The 19,593-nt window shown below is 63.3% G+C and carries 23 protein-coding genes and 1 pseudogene; 22 read left to right on the plus strand and 2 right to left on the minus strand.

Going from position 1 to position 19,593, the window contains the following annotated elements; translation table 11 throughout:
* Positions 1-9: 9 nt before the first annotated feature.
* The 16 genes and pseudogenes from pyrH to NMQ14_RS02990 all read left to right on the plus strand — a co-directional run bounded on the left by pyrH (position 10) and on the right by NMQ14_RS02990 (position 13,763).
* Positions 10-723: a UMP kinase gene (gene pyrH / locus NMQ14_RS02915; RefSeq protein ID WP_257093356.1), complete on the plus strand. Its 714-nt coding sequence runs from the start codon at positions 10-12 to the stop codon at positions 721-723.
* 76 nt (positions 724-799) lie between these two features.
* Positions 800-1,357: a ribosome recycling factor gene (gene frr / locus NMQ14_RS02920; protein ID WP_257093359.1), complete on the plus strand. Its 558-nt coding sequence runs from the start codon at positions 800-802 to the stop codon at positions 1,355-1,357.
* Between the two features lie 15 nt (positions 1,358-1,372).
* Positions 1,373-2,158: a polyprenyl diphosphate synthase gene (gene uppS, locus NMQ14_RS02925; protein WP_257093361.1), complete on the plus strand. Its 786-nt coding sequence runs from the start codon at positions 1,373-1,375 to the stop codon at positions 2,156-2,158.
* The gene (locus NMQ14_RS02930) at positions 2,151-2,987 is read left to right on the plus strand and encodes a phosphatidate cytidylyltransferase (RefSeq protein ID WP_257093363.1); all 837 of its coding nucleotides are present in this window, start codon (positions 2,151-2,153) and stop codon (positions 2,985-2,987) included. The genes uppS and NMQ14_RS02930 overlap by 8 nt, the downstream gene beginning before the upstream one ends.
* A complete protein-coding gene (gene ispC / locus NMQ14_RS02935) occupies positions 2,987-4,147 on the plus strand; it encodes a 1-deoxy-D-xylulose-5-phosphate reductoisomerase (protein WP_257093883.1) in 1,161 nt (386 codons plus the stop codon). The genes NMQ14_RS02930 and ispC overlap by 1 nt, the downstream gene beginning before the upstream one ends.
* Positions 4,144-5,502: an RIP metalloprotease RseP gene (gene rseP / locus NMQ14_RS02940; protein WP_257093366.1), complete on the plus strand. Its 1,359-nt coding sequence runs from the start codon at positions 4,144-4,146 to the stop codon at positions 5,500-5,502. Before ispC ends, rseP begins: the two co-directional genes overlap by 4 nt.
* Before the next feature lie 19 nt (positions 5,503-5,521).
* Positions 5,522-7,813 (plus strand): outer membrane protein assembly factor BamA, encoded by a 2,292-nt coding sequence (gene bamA, locus NMQ14_RS02945; RefSeq protein ID WP_257093368.1) that lies wholly within the window; start codon positions 5,522-5,524, stop codon positions 7,811-7,813.
* Between the two features lie 73 nt (positions 7,814-7,886).
* Positions 7,887-8,366 (plus strand): OmpH family outer membrane protein, encoded by a 480-nt coding sequence (locus NMQ14_RS02950; protein WP_257093370.1) that lies wholly within the window; start codon positions 7,887-7,889, stop codon positions 8,364-8,366.
* 6 nt (positions 8,367-8,372) lie between these two features.
* Entirely contained in the window at positions 8,373-9,413 is a 1,041-nt protein-coding gene (gene lpxD / locus NMQ14_RS02955) for a UDP-3-O-(3-hydroxymyristoyl)glucosamine N-acyltransferase (protein ID WP_257093372.1), read from the plus strand.
* Between the two features lie 10 nt (positions 9,414-9,423).
* On the plus strand, positions 9,424-9,858 hold the full coding sequence (gene fabZ, locus NMQ14_RS02960; protein WP_257093884.1) for a 3-hydroxyacyl-ACP dehydratase FabZ: 435 nt from the start codon (positions 9,424-9,426) through the stop codon (positions 9,856-9,858).
* On the plus strand, positions 9,858-10,637 hold the full coding sequence (lpxA, locus tag NMQ14_RS02965) for an acyl-ACP--UDP-N-acetylglucosamine O-acyltransferase (protein ID WP_257093374.1): 780 nt from the start codon (positions 9,858-9,860) through the stop codon (positions 10,635-10,637). Before fabZ ends, lpxA begins: the two co-directional genes overlap by 1 nt.
* Positions 10,637-11,794, plus strand: coding sequence for a lipid-A-disaccharide synthase (lpxB, locus tag NMQ14_RS02970; protein ID WP_257093376.1), 1,158 nt, complete (start codon positions 10,637-10,639; stop codon positions 11,792-11,794). The genes lpxA and lpxB overlap by 1 nt, the downstream gene beginning before the upstream one ends.
* Positions 11,791-12,390 carry a ribonuclease HII gene (gene rnhB, locus NMQ14_RS02975; protein WP_257093378.1) on the plus strand — a complete coding sequence of 200 codons (600 nt, stop codon included), beginning with the start codon at positions 11,791-11,793 and terminating at the stop codon, positions 12,388-12,390. Before lpxB ends, rnhB begins: the two co-directional genes overlap by 4 nt.
* 184 nt (positions 12,391-12,574) lie before the next feature.
* Positions 12,575-12,793: pseudogene (locus tag NMQ14_RS19820) on the plus strand (permease); the annotation flags it as partial.
* A gap of 52 nt (positions 12,794-12,845) precedes the next feature.
* On the plus strand, positions 12,846-13,502 hold the full coding sequence (locus NMQ14_RS02985) for a permease (protein WP_257093380.1): 657 nt from the start codon (positions 12,846-12,848) through the stop codon (positions 13,500-13,502).
* Between the two features lie 21 nt (positions 13,503-13,523).
* Positions 13,524-13,763, plus strand: a complete 240-nt coding sequence (locus NMQ14_RS02990; protein ID WP_257093381.1) for a thioredoxin family protein — start codon at positions 13,524-13,526, stop codon at positions 13,761-13,763.
* Between the two features lie 6 nt (positions 13,764-13,769).
* On the opposite strand, the gene NMQ14_RS02995 is transcribed toward NMQ14_RS02990, so the two are convergent.
* Positions 13,770-14,102 (minus strand): cupin domain-containing protein, encoded by a 333-nt coding sequence (locus NMQ14_RS02995; protein WP_257093382.1) that lies wholly within the window; start codon positions 14,100-14,102, stop codon positions 13,770-13,772.
* A complete protein-coding gene (locus NMQ14_RS03000; protein WP_257093383.1) occupies positions 14,099-14,470 on the minus strand; it encodes a cupin domain-containing protein in 372 nt (123 codons plus the stop codon). Before NMQ14_RS03000 ends, NMQ14_RS02995 begins: the two co-directional genes overlap by 4 nt.
* A gap of 176 nt (positions 14,471-14,646) precedes the next feature.
* On the opposite strand from NMQ14_RS03000, the gene NMQ14_RS03005 reads away from it, so the two are divergent.
* The 6 genes from NMQ14_RS03005 to ahpF all read left to right on the plus strand — a co-directional run bounded on the left by NMQ14_RS03005 (position 14,647) and on the right by ahpF (position 19,540).
* Positions 14,647-14,973: a helix-turn-helix transcriptional regulator gene (locus tag NMQ14_RS03005; RefSeq protein ID WP_257093384.1), complete on the plus strand. Its 327-nt coding sequence runs from the start codon at positions 14,647-14,649 to the stop codon at positions 14,971-14,973.
* 12 nt (positions 14,974-14,985) lie between these two features.
* Positions 14,986-15,477: an ArsI/CadI family heavy metal resistance metalloenzyme gene (locus NMQ14_RS03010; RefSeq protein ID WP_257093385.1), complete on the plus strand. Its 492-nt coding sequence runs from the start codon at positions 14,986-14,988 to the stop codon at positions 15,475-15,477.
* Between the two features lies 1 nt (position 15,478).
* Complete coding sequence (locus NMQ14_RS03015) at positions 15,479-15,970, plus strand: arsenate reductase ArsC (protein WP_257093386.1); 492 nt, start codon at positions 15,479-15,481, stop codon at positions 15,968-15,970.
* Between the two features lie 9 nt (positions 15,971-15,979).
* Positions 15,980-16,990, plus strand: a complete 1,011-nt coding sequence (gene arsB / locus NMQ14_RS03020; protein ID WP_257093387.1) for an ACR3 family arsenite efflux transporter — start codon at positions 15,980-15,982, stop codon at positions 16,988-16,990.
* A gap of 301 nt (positions 16,991-17,291) precedes the next feature.
* Entirely contained in the window at positions 17,292-17,855 is a 564-nt protein-coding gene (ahpC, locus tag NMQ14_RS03025) for an alkyl hydroperoxide reductase subunit C (protein ID WP_257081736.1), read from the plus strand.
* Between the two features lie 95 nt (positions 17,856-17,950).
* A complete protein-coding gene (ahpF, locus tag NMQ14_RS03030) occupies positions 17,951-19,540 on the plus strand; it encodes an alkyl hydroperoxide reductase subunit F (protein WP_257093388.1) in 1,590 nt (529 codons plus the stop codon).
* Positions 19,541-19,593: the final 53 nt, after the last annotated feature.

Below are 19,593 nucleotides of genomic sequence, written 5' to 3' on the forward strand. Positions count from 1 at the left end.
GGAGCCTGCATGACTGTTGCCTACCGCCGGATACTGCTGAAACTGTCGGGTGAAGCCCTGATGGGCGACGACGACTACGGCATCAGCCGTGACATGCTTGCCCGCATTGTTTCGGAAATTGCCGAAATCCGTGCCCTGGGCGTGGAAGTGGGCGTAGTGATCGGCGGCGGCAACATTTTCCGCGGTGTGGCGGGTGGCGCGGCCGGCATGGATCGCGCCACCGCCGACTACATGGGCATGCTGGCAACGGTGATGAATTCGCTGGCACTGGGCGACGCAATGCGTCAGGCCGGCGTTGCCGCCCGGGTGCAGTCGGCGCTGAGCATCGAGCCGGTCGTCGAGTTCTACATCCGCGGCAAGGCGATCCGTTATCTGGAAGAAGGAAAGGTCGTCGTTTTCGCTGCCGGAACGGGCAATCCGTTTTTTACGACCGATACGGCTGCTGCGCTGCGCGGACGCGAAATCGAGGCGGAAATCGTGCTCAAGGCGACCAAGGTCGACGGCGTGTACAGCGCCGACCCGATGAAAGTGCCCGATGCGACCCGCTACGAGCGCATCAGCTTCGACGAGGCGATCAGCCGCGACTTGAAGGTGATGGATGCCACGGCGCTCGCGTTGTGCCGTGACCAGCAACTTCCGATCAAGGTGTTCAGCATTTTCAAGCCGGGCGCGCTCAAGCGCGTGGTGATGGGCGAAGACGAGGGTACGCTGGTCCATATATAGTGGTGCGTGTATTGCGCTCGCCATGGCTCAACAGGCTGCCGACGAGCGGCCGCAACTTCCAACAAGAGGCGACTTCATGATCCCCGAGTTGAAGAAAACCACAGAACAGAAGATGCAGAAGACGCTGGAGTCGCTCAAGGCCGACTTCGGCAAGGTGCGCACCGGACGCGCCCACACCGGCATCCTCGACCACATCCAGATTGATTACTATGGCTCCATGGTGCCGCTCAGCCAGGTGGCCAATGTCACGCTGATCGACGCGCGCGCCATCGGTGTGCAGCCGTGGGAAAAGAAGCTGTTGCCAGTGGTCGAGAAGGCCATCCGCGATTCCGACCTGGGCCTGAACCCGTCGGCGATGGGCGATGTAGTGCGCGTGCCGATGCCTGCGCTGACCGAAGAGCGGCGCAAGGAACTGATCAAGGTGGTGCGCGGTGAAGCCGAAAACGGCCGCATCGCGGTGCGCAACCTGCGCCGTGATGCAAACAGCGTGCTGAAGGACGCCGTCAAGGCCAAGACCATTTCGGAAGACGACGAGCGGCGTACGCAGGACGACATACAGAAGCTGACCGACCGCTACATTTCGGAGGTCGACAAGCTGCTCGCGCAGAAAGAACAAGACCTGATGGCGGTCTGAGGCCGAGCCCGCATCGTGTCCTCGCGCTCCAGCAAGCCGGTCGACGGCGGCAACCTGCCGGTTCCGCAACACATCGCCATCATCATGGACGGCAATGGCCGGTGGGCGCGCCGCCGCTTCATGCCGCGGGTGGCCGGGCACCGCAAGGGGGTCGAAGCGGTGCGCGCAGTGGTGTCGCGCTGCGCCGAGCGCGGCGTCGGCTACCTCACGTTGTTCGCGTTCAGCTCGGAAAACTGGCGCCGTCCGCCGGAAGAGGTGAGCTTCCTGATGCAGTTGTTCGTGCGCGCACTGGAAGAAGAAGTCGTCCGCCTGCACGAGAATTCGATACGACTGCGTGTCATCGGTGACCTGTCGCGCTTCGAACCCAAACTGATCGACATGATCCGCAGCGCCGAAGCGCTGACTGCCGGCAATACCGGACTCAATCTCACGGTCGCCGCAAATTACGGCGGCCGCTGGGACATACTGCAGGCGACGGAGCGCATGCTGAAGGCCAATCCGTCGCGGCGCGAAGGTTTCGTCGAGAGCGATCTGACCCCGCATCTGGCGATGGCTTATGCGCCGGAACCCGACCTGTTCATCCGCACCGGCGGCGAGCAGCGCATCAGCAATTTCCTGCTCTGGCAACTGGCTTACACAGAGTTGTATTTCACCGACAAGCTGTGGCCGGAATTCAATGGTTCGGCCATTGACGAAGCCATTGCGTCGTTCCAGCAGCGCGAACGTCGTTTCGGACGCACCAGCGAACAGGTGCAGGCTGCCACCGCAGCCGCGCTCGGCGCGGTCGGCCGGCATGCTTAAGCAGCGGGTACTGACCGCCATCGCATTGCTGGCAGGTCTTTACGCCGCGCTGACCTTGCTCGATCTGACCGCCTGGGGCTGGCTGGTGGCGCTCATCCTGGGTCTCGCCGGCTGGGAGTGGGGACGTCTGAGCGGTCTTGCCCCCGGCAGTGCCATCGGTTCCGGCGTGATCACCTTCCTGCTCGTTGCCGCCGCCGCAACGTTTGCCTTCGGTCCGACCGGCGTGCTGCCGGATGCGACGCGTCCGCTCTCTGCCCTGCACGCGCTCGCCATCGCATTCTGGCTGGTGGTCGTCCCGGCATGGATGTGGCGCGGCGGGCGTCCGTCGGCCTTCTGGATGGCGCTGACCGGTGTGGTCGTGTTGCTGCCGCCTGCGCTGGCGCTCATACAGCTGCGTGCGCAGGGTCTCGTGCCGCTGCTGTTGCTGATGGCCGTGGTGTGGATCGCCGACATCGCCGCCTATTTCACCGGTCGAGCGTATGGCCGGCACAAGCTTGCGCCGGCAATCAGCCCGGGCAAGACCTGGGAAGGCGCCTTCGGCGCGGTGATCGCCGTGCAATGCTATGGTCTGGCGATAAAGCCTCTACTCTTTACCGAAGCCGACACGCCCGCGTGGCTGGTCTGGTCGGTGATACTGCTGCTGCTGACCGCGGTCAGCATCGTCGGTGACCTGTTCGAGTCGATGATGAAACGCCAGGCCGGCATAAAGGACAGCAGTCAGCTACTGCCCGGTCATGGCGGCGTACTCGATCGCGTCGACAGCCTGACCGCAACGCTGCCACTGATCGGTTTTGCCCTGCTCAACCTACTTCCCGGAGCGCAGACGTGATGCGCAGACTGACCATACTCGGCGCCACCGGATCGATCGGCGTCAGCACGCTGGATGTCGTGGCGCGGCACCCCGATCGTTTCGAGGTGGTGGCGCTGTCGGGTCATCGCCAGATCGACAAGCTGGCCGAACAATGCCTCGCCTTTGCACCGAAGGTCGCCGTGGTGGCGGACGCTGATGCGGCCAGCGCCTTGCGCGGCATGTTGGCGGGGCGGGTGTCGACCGAAGTCATGCATGGCAGCGAAGCACTCGAACTGATCGCTGCGCTGCCCGAGGTCGATACCGTCATGGCGGCCATCGTCGGTGCGGCCGGCTTGCGTCCGACGCTGGCGGCCGCGCGTTCGGGCAAGCGCATCCTGCTGGCCAACAAGGAAAGCCTGGTCATGTGCGGGGCGGTGTTCATGCACGAGGTGGCATCGAATGGCGCCACGCTGCTGCCGATCGACAGCGAGCACAACGCGGTTTTCCAATGCATGCCGACGCAGGGCAGGGCCGGTGTGCGACGCGTCCTGCTGACGGCATCGGGCGGACCGTTCCGCTGTACGCCGATCGATCAGCTCGACCACGTGACGCCGGATCAGGCGTGTGCCCACCCGAACTGGGAAATGGGGCGCAAGATTTCGGTCGATTCGGCGACCATGATGAACAAGGGCCTCGAGGTGATCGAAGCGCACTGGTTGTTCGACACGCCCGCCGAGCGCATTGATGTGGTGATCCACCCGCAGAGCATCGTGCATTCGATGGTCGAATACGTCGACGGCTCGGTACTCGCGCAGATGGGCAATCCGGACATGCGCACCCCGATTGCGCATGCGCTGGCCTGGCCGGAACGCATCGAGTCCGGGGTCGGCGCGCTCGATCTGGCCATGTCGGCCAACCTCGTGTTCGAACGCCCGGATCTGGACCGCTTTCCCTGCCTCCGGCTGGCGTTCGCCGCGCTGGCCGCCGGACAGGGCACACCGGCGGTACTGAATGCCGCCAATGAAGTGGCGGTCGCCGCTTTCCTGGAACGTCGGCTCGGTTTCCGTGCCATAGCGGACGTGATCGCCGAAACCCTGGATACGCTGCCCGACATGCCTGCCACCACACTCGACGACGTTTTTGCCGCCGACGCCGCTGCTCGCCAGACGGCGCAGCGCGCCATCAGGGCGCGCACTTGAGTCCGTTCTTCTACGCCAGCGCCTTTGTCCTGGCGCTGGGCATCCTCATCACGGTGCACGAGTTGGGCCACTACAGCATCGCCCGTCTGTGCGGCGTCAAGGTGCTGCGTTTTTCGGTCGGCTTCGGCCGGCCGCTGCTGTCGCGTCGCTTCGGTCCGGACCAGACCGAGTGGGTGCTGGCGCTGTTTCCGCTCGGTGGTTACGTCAAGATGCTGGACGAACGCGAAGGCGAGGTCGCGGCGTCGGAGCTTCCGCGTGCCTTCAACAGGCAGAGCGTGGGACGCCGTTTCGCCATCGTTGCGGCCGGGCCGATCGCCAATTTCCTGCTGGCCATCCTGATCTACTGGGGCCTGTTCATCAACGGCATGGAAGAGCTTCGCCCGCTGCTCGCGGCACCGGTGGCCGGCACGCCAGCGGCGGTGGCCGGCGTGACCGAAGGCGAACTGGTGCGTTCGATCAACGGCAAGGACATCGTGTCCGCTCAGGACCTGCGCTGGAGTGTTGCGCAGGCAGCGCTTCAGGGTGGCACGCTGGTGATGGAAACGATCAGCGAGCGCAACGAAATCAACAGCCGGCGCATCGATCTGTCAGGCATCGGATCCGAGGTGGATGCCAGTCTGATGGAGCGCGCCGGTCTGACGCTGTTCCGGCCGCGCATCGATCCTGTCGTCGCAACGGTTGCCGACGGCAGTGCCGCCGGCAAGGCCGGCATGCGACCGGGTGACCGCATCGTTGCGATCGACGGCAAGCCGGTCGATGGCTGGGCTTCCATGGTCGGCATTGTCCGCGAACTGGGTGGTCGCGTGGTGGTGGTCCGGGTGCTGCGCGATGGCGTCGCACTTGATCTGAGTGCCGATGTGGTCGCGGTGGAGGAGGGCGGCCAGCGTTTCGGCCGGCTCGGCGTGACACCCGAAACACCGGAAGGACTGCGCGAGCGGCTGTTCGTCACGGCGCAACACGGTGTGATCGAATCGTTCGGCCTTGCGGTCACGCAGACCTGGGATACGGCGCTGTTCAGCCTCAAGGCGTTCGGCCGCATGATCACCGGCGACCTGTCGTGGAAAAACCTCAGCGGACCGGTGACGATTGCCGACTATGCAGGCCAGTCTGCCGCCATGGGCGCGCTGCATTACATCAAGTTCATCGCCCTCATCAGCATCAGTCTGGGCGTGCTGAACCTGCTGCCCGTGCCGCTGCTGGACGGTGGGCACTTGATGTACTATACGGTCGAATTTATCAAGGGCGGCCCGGTGTCTGAAAGAGTCATGGAAATCGGCCAGCAGATCGGTCTGGCCTTGCTGCTGATGCTCATGGCGTTCGCCTTCTACAACGATATCAATCGGCTTTTCGGTTGACTGCCCGCTGAAATCCCCCATGCGCAAGTTTTTGCTTCCCGCCCTGCTCGCGGGATTGTTGTCGGCTCATGCGTTCGCCTTCGAACCCTTCGTGGTGCGGGACATCCGGGTCGAAGGCATCCAGCGCACCGAAGCGGGCACGGTATTCAGTTACCTGCCGGTGAAGGTCGGCGAAAAATTCACCGAAGACAAGGCGGCAGAAGCCATCAAGGCATTGTTCGCGACCGGTTTCTTCAAGGACGTGCGGGTCGAAGTCGAAGGTGATGTGCTGGTCGTGGTCGTGGACGAACGGCCGGCCATTGCGTCGCTCGAATTCGTCGGCATGAAGGAATTCGACAAGGACACGATCAAGAAGGCCATGCGGGACTTCGGTCTCGCCGAATCGCGCATTCTCGACCGCAGCGTGCTCGAGCGGTCAGAGCAGGAAATGAAGCGGCAGTACCTGACGCGCGGGCTGTATTCAGTTGACGTCAAGACGACGACGACGCCGCTGGAACGCAACCGCGTCGCGGTCACCTTCGAAATCAACGAGGGGGCTGCAGCCAAGATCAAGCAGATCAACATCGTCGGTGCGAAGTCCTTCAAGGAGAAGGACCTGCTGAAGCTGCTGAGCCAGAGCACCGGCGACTGGCTCAGCTGGTACAACAAGAACAATCAGTACTCGCGCCAGAAGCTGAGCGCCGACGTCGAAACGTTGCGCAGCCACTATCTCGACCGCGGTTATCTCGAGTTCAACGTCGACTCGACGCAGGTGTCGATCACGCCGGACAAGCAGGACATCTACATCACGATTTCGATCACCGAAGGCGAAAAGTACACCGTCGGCGGCGTCAAACTTTCGGGCGAGTTGCTGATTCCCGAAGCAGAATTGCGGGGCCTGGTCAAGTTGAATGCAGGCGAGGATTTCTCGCGCAAGAAGCTGACCGAAACGACCAAGGCGATCAGTGATCGCCTGGGCAACGACGGCTACGCCTTCGCCAACGTCAACGCGGTGCCGGAACCGGATCGCGAAAAGCGCACCGTGTCGTTCAACGTATTCGTGGATCCGGGCCGCCGCGTCTATGTGCGACGGATCAACGTCGCCGGCAACACCAAGACCCGCGACGAGGCGGTGCGGCGCGAGTTCCGCCAGATGGAAGGCGCCTGGTACGACGGCGAGCGGATCAACCGCTCAAAATCGCGGGTGGACCGCCTGGGCTACTTCGATGGCGTCACCGTCGAAACGCCTGCGGTCGCGGGGACGACCGACCAGGTCGATGTCAATCTGACAGTGAAGGAAAAGCCGACCGGCAATCTGGCGTTCGGCGCCGGCTTCTCCAGTTCGGAAAACCTGATCCTGTCCACTTCGGTGTCGCAGCAGAACCTGTTCGGTAGCGGCAAGTCGCTGTCGCTCGGCCTGAACAGCGGCAGCATCAACAAGACGTATTCGCTGTCCTTCACCGATCCGTACTACACGCCGGACGGCATATCGCGCGGTTTCGATGTGTATCTGCGCAACGTCGATCCGTCGCGTCTGCGCATCGGCAATTACCGCACCTCGTCGGTCGGGGCGGGACTGCGCTGGGGTTTTCCGATCCGCGAGGACGATCGCATCAATTTCGGTCTCGCCGTCGACCAGACCAGCATCGACACCTTCAGCAACAGCCCGCAGCGCTACCTGGACTTCGTCAACGAGTTCGGCGATTCGAACACCTCGCTGGTGGGCACGATAGGCTGGGCGCGCGATACGCGCGACAGCGTGATCTACCCGACCAAGGGGTCGACGCAGCGGGTGAACGTCGAAGTGTCGCTGCCGCCGGGTTCGCTGCGTTATTTCAAGGCGTCCTACCAGCACCAGCGCTACTTCCCGCTGTTCTGGGATTTCGTCCTGATGCTCAATGGCGATGTGGGCTACGGCGATGGTTACAGCGACAAGCCGCTGCCGTTCTACAAGAACTACTTCGCGGGCGGCATCGGTTCGGTGCGCGGTTTCCAGACCTCGTCACTCGGCGAACGCGATCGCGATGCGGCAGGCAACATCCTGTTCAACACCATAGGCGGCAATCGACGCATCGTCGGCAACGCGGAACTTCTGTTCCCGTTGCCCGGCTCGCAGGACAAGACGCTGCGGTTCGGCACCTTCGTTGATGCGGGCCAGGTCTGGGCCTCCGGCGACTCGCTGAGCCTGGGCGATTTGCGCTATAGTGCGGGCCTTTCCGTGGCATGGAGCTCACCCATGGGGCCGTTGAAGTTCAGCATTGCGCAACCTCTCAACAAGGAACCCACGGATCGCCTCCAGCGCTTCCAGTTCCAGCTCGGCAGTACTTTCTGAACCTCGACTACCACGAATGAACAGGTCAAGCACTTTCTCACGTTTCGCCTTTATCGCATTGATTTCACTGGCGATGATAGGTTTGACGAAGACCGCGCATGCCGAAACGGATGTGAAGATCGGCTTCGTCGATACGGAACGTATCCTGCGCGAAGCAGCGCCGGCTGTCCGCTCGCAGAAGAAGCTGGAAAAGGAATTCGAGAAGCGCAGCCAGGAACTTGAAAAGCTGGCCAAGCAACTGCAGTCGATGCAGCAGACCATGGAAAAGAATGCGGTCACCTTGTCCGAGAGCGACAAACGGGCGAAGGAACGCGAATTCAACGATCTCACCCGTGACATGCAGCGGCGCGAGCGCGAATACCGTGAAGACCTGAATCAGCGGCGCAACGAAGAACTGGCCAGTGTTCTGGATCGCGCGAACAAGGCCATCAAGGTCATTGCTGAAGCCGAGAAGTACGACATCATCTTTCAGGAAGTGGTGTATCGCAGTCAGCGTATCGACATCACCGAAAAGGTGTTGAAGGCGCTTGCAGATCCCCCTCCGGGCAAGTAACGGCCCATGCCAGCCCGACTTGGCGCCCTGGTCGAGCAACTTGGCGGCACGCTGCACGGTGACCCCGAGCTGTTGATCGAACAGGTGGCATCACTCGACACCGCGGGGCCGCAGCAGATCGCCTTCATGGCCGGTGCGAAATATCGCAGCGCGCTGGATTCAAGCCGTGGCGGTGCATTCATCGTATCGCCGACCGATGGTGAAAGTCTCGATCGACCCCACATCCGTGTTCGCAATCCGGCGCTGTATTTCGCGCGCGTCGCGCAACTGCTGAACCCGGAGCCTGCCGTGTGCGCAGGCATCCACCCCGATGCCTCGGTCGATGTCACCGCGCACGTCGATGACAGCGCAGAGGTCGCCGCGGGGGCGGTGGTCGGGGCAGGCGCCTTCATCGGACCTGGCGTGTCCATCGGCGCAGGATCGGTGGTCGGCGAAGGCTGTACGATCGGCGCCGGAAGCCGGCTGCATGCGCGCGTCACGCTTTATCCGCGTTCGGTCATCGGTCAGCGCTGCATCCTGCATTCCGGTGCGGTGATAGGCGCCGACGGTTTCGGTTTCGCGCGCGAGACCGACGCGAGCTGGGTGAAGATTCCGCAGATCGGGCGTGTGCTCATCGGCAACGATGTGGAAGTCGGCGCCAATACGACCATCGATCGCGGTGCGCTGGACGATACGGTGATCGGCGACGGTGTGAAGCTCGACAACCTGATCCAGATCGCACACAACGTGCACATCGGCGAGCACACGGCCATGGCGGCCTGTTCCGGCGTGGCCGGCAGCACGCACATCGGCAAGCGATGCATGATAGGCGGCTCGTCGAACATCATGGGTCACATCGACATCGTCGACGACGTGGTCGTGTCGGCAGTCAGCTTCGCCAGCAAGTCCATCGGCAAGCCCGGTGTCTATACGGGTTCGCTGCCGTCGATGGAACACGCCGAGTGGTCGCGCAACTTCGTCCGCATCCGCCAGCTCGACGCCATGGCCGAGCGGCTGCGTGCGCTCGAGCGCCAGATCGAATCACTGCAAAGCAGCAAGGAAGACTGACTTGAAATCCATGGACATCCACGCGGTGCTGAAGTCGCTCCCGCACCGCTTCCCGTTCCTGCTGGTGGACCGGGTGCTCGCCGTCGAGGCGAACAAGTTCATCCACGCGCTGAAGAACGTCACCATCAACGAGCCGTTCTTCCCGGGGCACTTTCCGAACCATCCGGTCATGCCGGGGGTGCTGATCATCGAAGCGCTGGCCCAGGCCGCTGCCATTCTGTCCTTCGAAACGCTGGGCACGACGCCTGACGCCGACTCGGTCTATTACCTGTGCGGCGTCGACAACACGCGTTTCAAGAAGCCGGTCATGGCGGGCGACCAGCTCATCCTTGAAGTCGACCTGATCCGCCATTCGCGCGGCATCTGGAAGTACAACGCCCGCGCCAAGGTGGATGGGCAGGTCGTGACCGAGTGTGATCTGCTCTGTGCGGTTCGGCCCAGCTGATGGCTGTCAACGTCCATCCGACCGCCATTGTCGATCCCGATGCGCAGCTGGCTGACGGTGTCGACATCGGCGCTTACTGCGTGATCGGCCCGCATGTCGAGATCGGCGCAGGCACGCGCGTGCATCCGCACGTGGTGATCGCCGGCCACACGCGTATCGGGCACGACAACCAGATCCACCCGTTCTGCTCGATCGGCGGCGATCCGCAGGACAAGAAATACGCCGGCGAACCGACGCGCCTCGAGATTGGCGACCGCAACACCCTGCGCGAGTACGTGACGATGAATTGCGGCACCACGCAGGATGTCGGCGTCACCCGGGTCGGCGACGACAACTGGATCATGGCCTATGTACATGTGGCGCACGACTGCCAGGTCGGCAGCCACACGATCATGGCCAACAACACCGCGCTTGCCGGCCACGTGCATGTGGGTGACTGGGTCATTCTTGGCGGCTTCACCGGCGTGCACCAGTTCGTGCGCGTGGGGGCACACAGCTTCTGCGGTGTTCATTCCAGCGTGCTGCAGGACGTGCCGCCTTTCGTGCTGGCCAACGGCGTGCCGGCAACACCGCACGGCATCAACAGCGAAGGCCTGCGTCGCCGCGGCTACAGCAGTGACGCCATCTCGGCAATCAAGCGCGCCTACAAGACGCTTTACCGCGAAGGACTGAGCCTGGATGACGCCAGGGCGGCCATCGCCGAGGCGGCGAAAGCGACCCCCGAAGTCGCAGTACTGTCCGACTTCCTCGCTTCCGGCGGTCGCGGCATCATCCGATAATGTCTGCCCGCATCACGGTGGCCATGGTCGCCGGCGAGGCATCCGGTGACCAGTTGGCCGCGCACCTGATCAAGGCGCTGCGCGACGTCCGGCCGGATATCGATTTCGTCGGCATTGGAGGCCCGCGCATGGGTTCCGTCGGCTTCGACGCCTGGTGGCCTGCAGAAAAGCTGTCGGTGCGCGGCTATTTCGAGGTGCTGCGGCACTATCGCGAGTTGTCGGGCATCCGCCGCGCGCTGCTCGCCCGCCTCCTTCAGACGCGGCCGGCCGCCTTCATAGGTGTCGATGCGCCGGACTTCAACCTGTGGCTGGAGCGCCGCCTGCGCGATGCCGGGGTGCCCGCGATCCATTACGTCAGCCCGTCGATCTGGGCTTGGCGAGGGGGACGCATCAAGGGCATCGCGCGCAGCGTGTCGCGCATGCTGTGCCTGTTCCCCTTCGAGCCGGCACTTTACGAAAAGGAGGGCGTGCCGGTGAGTTATGTCGGCCACCCCTTTGCCGACGAAATATCTCCGCTGCCACAGCGTTTCGACGCCCGCGAGCGGCTTGCGCTGCCGCAGGATGCCCGCATCGTCGCGTTGTTGCCGGGCAGCCGGCAGTCGGAGTTGCGCTATCACGCGACCGTCTGGATCGAGACTGCACGGCTGCTGCACGAGCGCCATCCGGAGCTGCGCTTCCTTGTGCCGCTGGCCACACGCGAGACGCGAGCCCTGTTCGAACAGGCGCTGTGGACTTGCAAGGCCACGGAGCTGCCGATCACCATCCTGTTCGGTCATGCGCGCGACGCGCTGATGGCCTGCGACGCCGCACTGGTGGCCAGTGGCACCGCGACGCTTGAGGCCGCCCTGTGTCGCGCGCCACACGTGATGGCCTACCGCATGCACCCGTTGAGCTGGCAGATCATGAAGCGCATGGCCTACCAGCCCTGGGGCAGCCTGCCCAACATCATGGCCGGGCGCTTCGTCGTGCCGGAACGTTTGCAGGACGCGGCCACACCACGCGAACTGGCGGATGTAATCGATACCCTGCTCAACGACGACGCGGCGCGCGATGTGCAAATCGCCGAATTCGAACGCATTCACATCGCGCTGCGGCAGGGCACGGCGGCGCGTGCAGCGGCGGCCATCCTGCCGCACCTGCCCGCGGCCGTCCCGTGACCGGCATCGTCGATTGGAAGGCCGCCGGCGTCGATGAAGCGGGCCGGGGACCGCTGTGCGGGCCGGTCTATGCGGCGGCGGTCATCCTCGACCCGGCGCGGCCGATCGACGGCCTGAACGACTCCAAGAAACTGTCCGAAAGGAAGCGCGAGGCGCTGGCGCCGCTGATCCGCGAGCGCGCGCTGGCCTGGGCTGTGGGCGTGGCGACGGTCGAGGAAATCGACCGCCTGAACATCCTGCACGCCACCATGCTGGCCATGCGGCGAGCTGTCGAAGGGCTGGGTGTGCTGCCGGACGAAGTGCTGATCGACGGCAACCGCGTGCCAACCGGGCTGGTCGTGCCGGCGCGCGCCATCGTCGGCGGCGACGCTTCCGAGCCGGTCATTTCCGCCGCATCCATCCTCGCGAAGACGGGCCGCGATCACGAAATGATGGCGCTGGCAGCGCTCTACCCGCAGTACGGCATCGCGCGCCACAAGGGCTATCCCACACCGGAACATCTCGCCGCACTGCGCGCGCACGGGCCTTCGCCGATCCATCGACGAAGCTTTGCGCCGGTGGCGCAGTGCGCGCTGGACTTCGGTTCGCCTGACTGACCGGCCTTCCGGTTCAGCCGGCCTGGTTGTTGACCCCGCACAACCAGAGCATGCTGCATCGGACTAGCATGCAGTGCATGCTTTGCTGCCTTTTCGCCCCGTGAACGTTTTCGGCTGGCTCGATGACCAGTTGCTGCGCATGCAATGGCTGTCGGAACTGGTTCACCAACTGGTGGAGCAGGGTATGGGCCTGCCGGTCAGCGGCCGAATCGGCGGCAGCGTGCATTTCTTCATCTACGACACGGTCAAGATATTCATCCTGCTGGCCGTGCTCATCTTTGCCATTTCATATGTGCAGAGCCACTTTCCACCGGAACGCACGCGGCGCATCCTCGGCCGCTTCACCGGTGTGAGAGGGAACGTTCTGGCGGCACTGCTGGGAACGGTGACACCTTTCTGTTCCTGTTCTTCAATCCCGTTGTTCATCGGCTTCACCAGCGCAGGCCTGCCGATCGGTGTCACGTTCTCCTTTCTCCTTTCTCATTTCCTCGTCGCTGGTCGATCTGGCGTCGGTGATCCTGCTGGCGAGCATTTTCAACTGGCCGATCGCGATCGCTTACGTGACCGTCGGTGTCGTCCTTGCGGTGATCGGCGGCACGCTGATCAGCCGTGCCGGAATGGAGCGCCATATAGAACCTTTCGTGTTCAACAGCCCGGTCATCCAGCTTGACGAAAGCGAGCCGCGAATTCGCGAGCGCCTGCTGTTCGCGCGTGATCAGGTCATCGATATCGTTCGCCGGGTCTGGCTTTACATCCTGATCGGCGTCGGCATCGGCGCCGCGATCCACAACTGGATTCCCGGGAACCTGATCAATGGAATGCTCGGTCAGGACAAACCATGGTCGGTGCCGCTGGCCACGCTGATCGGTGTGCCGATGTATGCCGACATCTTCGGCACGCTGCCGATCGCCGAGGCGCTGGTGGTGCGCGGCGTGGGGCTGGGTACGGCGCTGGCATTCATGATGTCGGTCACCGCGCTGTCGCTGCCCGCCATCATCATGCTCAAGCGCGTCATCCGTGCGCCGCTGCTGGCAGTGTTCGTCGGCATCGTGGCCAGCGGCATCATGCTGATCGGATTTCTGTTCAATGCTTTCGCGGGCGCATTCGTCTGAGGCTTCATCGAGGAGACGCACATGATCATCAAGGTACTGGGCAGCGGGTGCCGCAAGTGCATCGAACTGGCCGACAACACGCGCAAGGCACTCGATGCTCGAGGCCAGCAGGCGGACATCGTCAAGGTGACCGACTTCGCCGACATCGCCGCCCACGGCGTCATGTCGACGCCGGCGCTGGTGATCGACGAAAAGCTGGTATCGGTCGGCAAGGTGCTGACTGTGCAGGAGATTGTCGACCTGCTTGGGAAGGCTGGCTGACGCCGCTCAGTCCGGCGGCCCCAGATGCACGGCCAGCCAGACCGAGGCGACATCGGCATCGGTGCTGGCCACGCGGTGATGGCGATGGGCGGCAATGAATATCCAGTCGCCGGGCCGAAGTACGCGCGGGACGTCTTCGTCGGCAAAGCGCAGTACCGCCGAGCCACTCAGCAACGCCACCCATTCGTCGTCCGGCTGGTCGTACCAGAATCCGGGCGGGCTGCTCTGGCCGTTCGACACGATGCGCTCGATGCGCACGCCGGGCCGGGCACACAGCGTGTCGATGCGCTCCGCTTGCAGCGTGCCTGTGGGCAAGCGGTCGAACAGATTGCCGTTCATGACACGCTGCCTTCCAGCAGTTCGGTGTCGGCATGCGCGTACGCCGGACTGCAGCAGCACAGTATGACCAGCGCCCCGGCGCCATTGGCTTCGATGCAATGCGGTGTGCCGGGGGCAATGAGTACGGTGTCTCCTGCCGCCACGTCGAAACGCGCCTCGCCCAGCGTCATGCAGCCCTGGCCAGCAGTTACGTGATACAGCTCTTCGGTCACGCCGTGCCGATGCAGCAGGGTGCGCGTGCCGGCAGGGATGGTCGCTTCGGCCAGGCTTTGTGCGCGCCCGCCGTGCAGTGAAGGGTGCATCAGTTCGCGGATCTGCGAGCCGTCCTTCGTGATGTAGGCTGGAATGTCGGTGCGGGCGGTTTTCATCGGGTCTTCATCGGTGTCGGGTGTGGTCGCGCGTCAGTGCGCAGTGTGCATGCAGGCGGAACAGCAGGGTATAACCGCGATGGTAAGACCGCGATGGTGCAACCGGTTTCGACCCGGCGCAGCGTCTGACTGGCGCCGCTTCTTGCTCGGTTTAATAATTCAAGTATTATTGAATAATGGAAGAACAGAAGGTCATCCGCTCGCTGTCGGCGCTGGCGCAGGAGATCCGCCTGCGCGTCTTTCGCGCCCTAGTCGTCGCCGGACCCGACGGCATGACGCCCGGTGCACTGGCCGAGGCGCTGGGCGTCGCTCCGACCACGCTGTCCTTTCACCTGAAGGAGTTGAGTCACGCCGGGCTGATCGTTCCGACGCGCGAGGGCCGCCATCTGGTCTATCGCGCCGACTACGCGCAGATGAACGCGTTGCTTGGCTATCTGACCGAAAACTGCTGCCGCGGCGCGTCCTGTGCCGAACCGGCAGCGCCTGTCTGCAGAACCTGTTAAACGGAGTCCGCCATGAAGCGCTTTCACGTCCATCTGCACGTTGATGACCTCGATCGGAGCATTGCCTTCTACAACCAGCTCTTTTCCGCGCAACCCGCTCGCCACGAAGCGGACTACGCCAAATGGATGCTGGAAGACCCGCCGGTCAATTTCGCGATTTCCACCCGCGGCAGCCAGCCCGGGGTCGACCATCTGGGCATCCAGACCGACGATCCGGCCGAACTCGCAGCGATGAAGGCAAGCGCCGAAGCGGCCGACATGGCGCTGCTGGACGAAGGGGCCACCAGCTGCTGTTACGCGCGCAGCGAAAAGCACTGGATCACCGATCCGCAGGGTATTGCGTGGGAGCACTTCCATACGCTGGGTGACATCCCGGTGTTCAACGAAGCACCGGCTGTGGTGGCCGCTGAAGCGGCCGCCGCCTGCTGCGCGCCCAAAGTGCCGGTCACGCGCGGCAAGCCGCTCGCCATCGGTGTCAAGTCGTCCGGTTCCGGGTGCTGCTGACATGGGGGCGCCACTGAACGTACTGTTCCTGTGCACCCACAATTCGGCGCGCAGTGTACTCGCCGAGTGCCTGCTGAACCATCTGGGTGGCGGGCGTTTCCGCGCCTTTTCGGCCGGCAGCCAGCCGTCGGGACGGGTGAATCCGTTTGCGCTGCAGGCGCTGGCCGAAGCGGGCGTGGACACGACCGGTGTGCGCAGCAAAAGTTGGGACACCTTCGCCGAACCCGGTGCGCCGCAGATGGACCTCATCATCACGGTGTGCGACAGCGCAGCGGGCGAACTGTGCCCGGTCTGGCCGGGCCATCCGGCAACTGCCCACTGGGGCTATGCCGATCCGTCCGCCGCGACCGGTCCGGATGCGGCAAGGCTGATGGCCTTCCGCGACACGATGGCGTTGATTCGTCGTCGGCTCGAAATACTGGTTGCGCTCCCGGCTGAACGGCTGGATGCGCTTCGCCTTGAACAGACCGCGCGCAGTCTGGCCGATCGCTGAGGCCACGCCATGGGATTGTTCGAACGTTGGCTGAGCGTCTGGGTGGCGGCGTGCATCGTGGCGGGCGTGGGCCTCGGTCTGTTGGCGCCGCGTGCCTTCGAGTCGGTTGCTGCGCTGGAATTTGCGCACGTGAATCTGGTGGTCGCGGTGCTCATCTGGGTGATGATCTATCCGATGATGATCCAGATCGACTTCGCAGCCGTGCGCGATGTCGGTCGCAGGCCACAGGGTCTGGTGCTCACGCTGGTCATCAACTGGCTGGTCAAACCCTTCACGATGGCGGCCCTCGGCGTGTTGTTCTTCCGTTACCTGTTTGCTCCCTGGGTCGATCCGCAATCGGCCACCGAATACATCGCCGGCATGATCCTGCTCGGTGTCGCGCCCTGCACGGCGATGGTGTTCGTGTGGAGCCAGCTGACGAAGGGTGACCCCGCCTACACGCTGGTGCAGGTATCGGTGAATGATCTGGTCATGGTGTTTGCATTCGCGCCCATCGCGGCCTTCCTGCTCGGCGTGACCGATGTGGCCGTACCTTGGGAAACGCTGCTTCTGTCGACGCTGCTGTATGTGGTGCTGCCGCTGGTCGCCGGCGTGCTGACACGACGCGTGCTGCGCGAAGGCGATGCGCTGGCGCGTTTCGTGGCCCGCCTGAAACCGGCTTCCATCGTCGGTCTGCTGGCCACGGTCGTGCTTCTTTTCGGTTTCCAGGCGGAGACGATCTGGGCACAACCGCTGGTGATCGGTCTGATCGCGATTCCGCTGATCATCCAGACCTATGGCATCTTCGCCATTGCCTTCATCGCAGCCCGTCGCATGAAGCTGTCGTATGGCGTGGCCGCGCCGGCCTGCCTGATCGGCACCTCGAATTTCTTCGAACTGGCCGTTGCAGTGGCGATTTCGCTGTTCGGCCTGCACTCCGGCGCTGCTCTGGCAACGGTGGTGGGCGTGCTGGTCGAAGTACCGGTCATGCTGTCGCTGGTGGCGTTCACCAACCGGAACAGGCACTGCTTCCCGACTTGAATCATCACCTTTTGCGGAACCCGATTTTCTCGAGAAGGTCTTGATTCAGGTCGGGCGTGCCCCAACGTGCGACGGTGGCGTTGTGTGGATGAAGCTTTACTGCACGCGTTTATATATTGGGTACAATCGAATTGTGGATGTGATCCGCGGTTCGGCCGGCATGTCATCCGGGGTGTCTGCAGGCGCTGATCCTGCCGGTGTGTGACGAGTGGAAAAAGTTTTAGATTGAGTCTAAAATCTAGTCTGCTCGGTTAGAAAATAAGAAGTTTTCCTCCACCCACGAAGAAAGAAAGGAATACAGATGTCCCTCGTCGGAACAACCGTTAAACCCTTCAAGGCAACCACTTACCACAACGGCAAGTTTGTAGACATCACCGAAGCAGACCTGAAGGGCAAGTGGTCGGCATTCGTGTTCTACCCGGCCGACTTCACATTCGTGTGCCCGACCGAACTGGGCGACCTGGCCGACATGTACGGCGAGTTCCAGAAGATCGGATGTGAAATCTATTCGGTTTCGACCGATACGCACTTCGTGCACAAGGGCTGGGCCGATGCGTCGGACACCATCCGCAAGATCAAGTACCCGATGATCGGTGACCCGACCGGTGCCATCACCCGCAACTTCGATGTGATGATCGAAGAAGCCGGTCTGGCGCTGCGCGGCACCTTCGTGATCGACCCGGAAGGCAAGATCCGCATGGCCGAAATCGTCGAACTCGGCATCGGCCGTGACGCGAAGGAACTGCTGCGCAAGGTGCAGGCTGCCCAGTACGTGACGTCGCACCCGGGCGAAGTCTGCCCCGCCAAGTGGACGCCGGGCGCGCAGTCGATGGTCCCGTCGCTTGACCTGGTCGGCAAGATCTAAAGCTTCACCGTTGCACGCGCCCGGGTCCAGGAGTTTCATTCGCCTGGCCCGGGCGTTTCATTTTGTCAGTCCGAAAACAGGAAGCTGAACAGACCATGCTCGATGCCACCCTCAAGGGCCAGTTGCAGGCCTACCTCACGAAGCTTGTCCACCCGATAGAGCTGGTGGCGTCGCTGGACGACAGCGATGCTTCGCGCGAACTGCAGTCACTGCTGGCGGAAATCGCCGAACTGTCGAACCTGATCACACTGGTCGAGCAGCGCGACGACGACGAGCGCAAGCCCTCGTTCTCGATCAACCGCAAGGGTGGCGACATGAAGCTGCGCTTCGCCGCCATTCCGCTCGGCCATGAATTCACCTCGCTGGTGCTGGCGCTGCTGCAGGCGGGCGGGCATCCGCCGAAGGTGGAACAGGAAGTGATCGACCAGATCAAGGCGCTCGACGCCGACTTCCACTTCGAAGTCTTCATGAGCCTGTCCTGCCACAACTGCCCGGACGTCGTGCAGGCGCTCAACCTGATGGCGGTGCTGAACCCGCGCGTCAGCGCGGTCACGATCGACGGCGCGCTGTTCCAGAAGGAAGTCGAAGAGCGCCAGATCATGGCAGTTCCGATGATTTTCCTGAACGGCAAGCACTTCGGCCAGGGCCGCATGACGATAGAGGAAATCCTGCCCAAGCTGGACACCAAGGTCGCCGAGCGCGAAGCCGAAAAGGTGTCGGCGCGCGCACCGTTCGACGTGCTGGTCGTCGGCGGCGGACCGGCCGGCACGGCGGCGGCGATCTACGCCGCGCGCAAGGGCATCCGCACCGGGCTGGTCGCGGAGCGCTTCGGCGGTCAGGTGATGGATACGCTGGGCATCGAGAACTTCATTTCGGTGAAGGAAACCGAAGGCCCCAAGCTGGTCGCCGCGCTGGAAGAGCACGTCAAGGCCTACGACATCGACGTGATGAACCTGCAGCGGGTCGAAAAGCTCGTGCCGGCAGCGGATTCGGGCGACGGTTACATCCATCTGACGCTGGCCAGCGGTGCCACGCTGAAGAGTCGCTCGGTCATCCTGTCGACCGGTGCGCGCTGGCGCGAAATCAACGTGCCGGGCGAGCGCGAATACCGCAATCACGGCGTGGCCTACTGCCCGCATTGCGACGGTCCGCTGTTCAAGGGCAAGAATGTGGCCGTCATCGGTGGCGGCAATTCGGGTGTCGAGGCGGCGATCGACCTGGCCGGTGTGGTGGGTCACGTGACGCTGATCGAGTTCGACAAGCAGTTGCGCGCCGACGCCGTGCTGCAGCGCAAGCTGCACAGCCTGCCGAACGTCAAGGTCATCACGCACGCGCAGACCAAGGACATCGTCGGTGATGACAAGAAGGTCAATGGCCTGAACTACATCGATCGCACGAGCGGCGAGCTGAACCATGTCGATCTGGAAGGCGTATTCATCCAGATCGGTCTGGTGCCGAACACCGAATGGTTGAAGGGTTCGTCCATGACGCTGACCCGGTACGGTGAAATCGACATCGATGCCCGCTGCGAAACGTCGATTCCGAGCGTGTTCGCGGCCGGTGACGTGACCACCGTGCCGTACAAGCAGATCATCATCGCCATGGGTGAGGGGTCGAAGGCTGCAATCAGCGCATTCGACTACCTGATCCGGCATTCGGCGCCGGAAGCCGCCGCCGCGGCCTGAGGCCGCGGGCGGCATCGACCGGCGGCGGTAAGATGCCGGCTGTCCGTCCGCGG

The sequence above is a fragment of the Methyloversatilis sp. XJ19-13 genome, assembly GCF_024580155.1.
In the GTDB taxonomy this organism is placed as follows: Bacteria; Pseudomonadota; Gammaproteobacteria; order Burkholderiales; family Rhodocyclaceae; genus Methyloversatilis.

Bases quoted from the DNA above. Each gene is read 5' to 3' on its own strand.
- NMQ14_RS02990 (WP_257093381.1), top strand. From the start codon at position 13,524: ATGATCATCAAGGTACTGGGCAGCGGGTGCCGCAAGTGCATCGAACTG.
- NMQ14_RS02995 (WP_257093382.1), bottom strand. From the start codon at position 14,102: ATGAACGGCAATCTGTTCGACCGCTTGCCCACAGGCACGCTGCAAGCG.
- fabZ (WP_257093884.1), top strand. From the start codon at position 9,424: ATGGACATCCACGCGGTGCTGAAGTCGCTCCCGCACCGCTTCCCGTTC.
- ahpF (WP_257093388.1), top strand. From the start codon at position 17,951: ATGCTCGATGCCACCCTCAAGGGCCAGTTGCAGGCCTACCTCACGAAG.
- frr (WP_257093359.1), top strand. From the start codon at position 800: ATGATCCCCGAGTTGAAGAAAACCACAGAACAGAAGATGCAGAAGACG.
- lpxB (WP_257093376.1), top strand. From the start codon at position 10,637: ATGTCTGCCCGCATCACGGTGGCCATGGTCGCCGGCGAGGCATCCGGT.
- lpxD (WP_257093372.1), top strand. From the start codon at position 8,373: ATGCCAGCCCGACTTGGCGCCCTGGTCGAGCAACTTGGCGGCACGCTG.
- arsB (WP_257093387.1), top strand. From the start codon at position 15,980: ATGGGATTGTTCGAACGTTGGCTGAGCGTCTGGGTGGCGGCGTGCATC.
- ahpC (WP_257081736.1), top strand. From the start codon at position 17,292: ATGTCCCTCGTCGGAACAACCGTTAAACCCTTCAAGGCAACCACTTAC.
- NMQ14_RS03005 (WP_257093384.1), top strand. From the start codon at position 14,647: ATGGAAGAACAGAAGGTCATCCGCTCGCTGTCGGCGCTGGCGCAGGAG.
- NMQ14_RS02930 (WP_257093363.1), top strand. From the start codon at position 2,151: ATGCTTAAGCAGCGGGTACTGACCGCCATCGCATTGCTGGCAGGTCTT.
- NMQ14_RS03010 (WP_257093385.1), top strand. From the start codon at position 14,986: ATGAAGCGCTTTCACGTCCATCTGCACGTTGATGACCTCGATCGGAGC.
- lpxA (WP_257093374.1), top strand. From the start codon at position 9,858: ATGGCTGTCAACGTCCATCCGACCGCCATTGTCGATCCCGATGCGCAG.
- NMQ14_RS03000 (WP_257093383.1), bottom strand. From the start codon at position 14,470: ATGAAAACCGCCCGCACCGACATTCCAGCCTACATCACGAAGGACGGC.
- pyrH (WP_257093356.1), top strand. From the start codon at position 10: ATGACTGTTGCCTACCGCCGGATACTGCTGAAACTGTCGGGTGAAGCC.
- NMQ14_RS02950 (WP_257093370.1), top strand. From the start codon at position 7,887: ATGATAGGTTTGACGAAGACCGCGCATGCCGAAACGGATGTGAAGATC.
- NMQ14_RS03015 (WP_257093386.1), top strand. From the start codon at position 15,479: ATGGGGGCGCCACTGAACGTACTGTTCCTGTGCACCCACAATTCGGCG.
- bamA (WP_257093368.1), top strand. From the start codon at position 5,522: ATGCGCAAGTTTTTGCTTCCCGCCCTGCTCGCGGGATTGTTGTCGGCT.
- ispC (WP_257093883.1), top strand. From the start codon at position 2,987: ATGCGCAGACTGACCATACTCGGCGCCACCGGATCGATCGGCGTCAGC.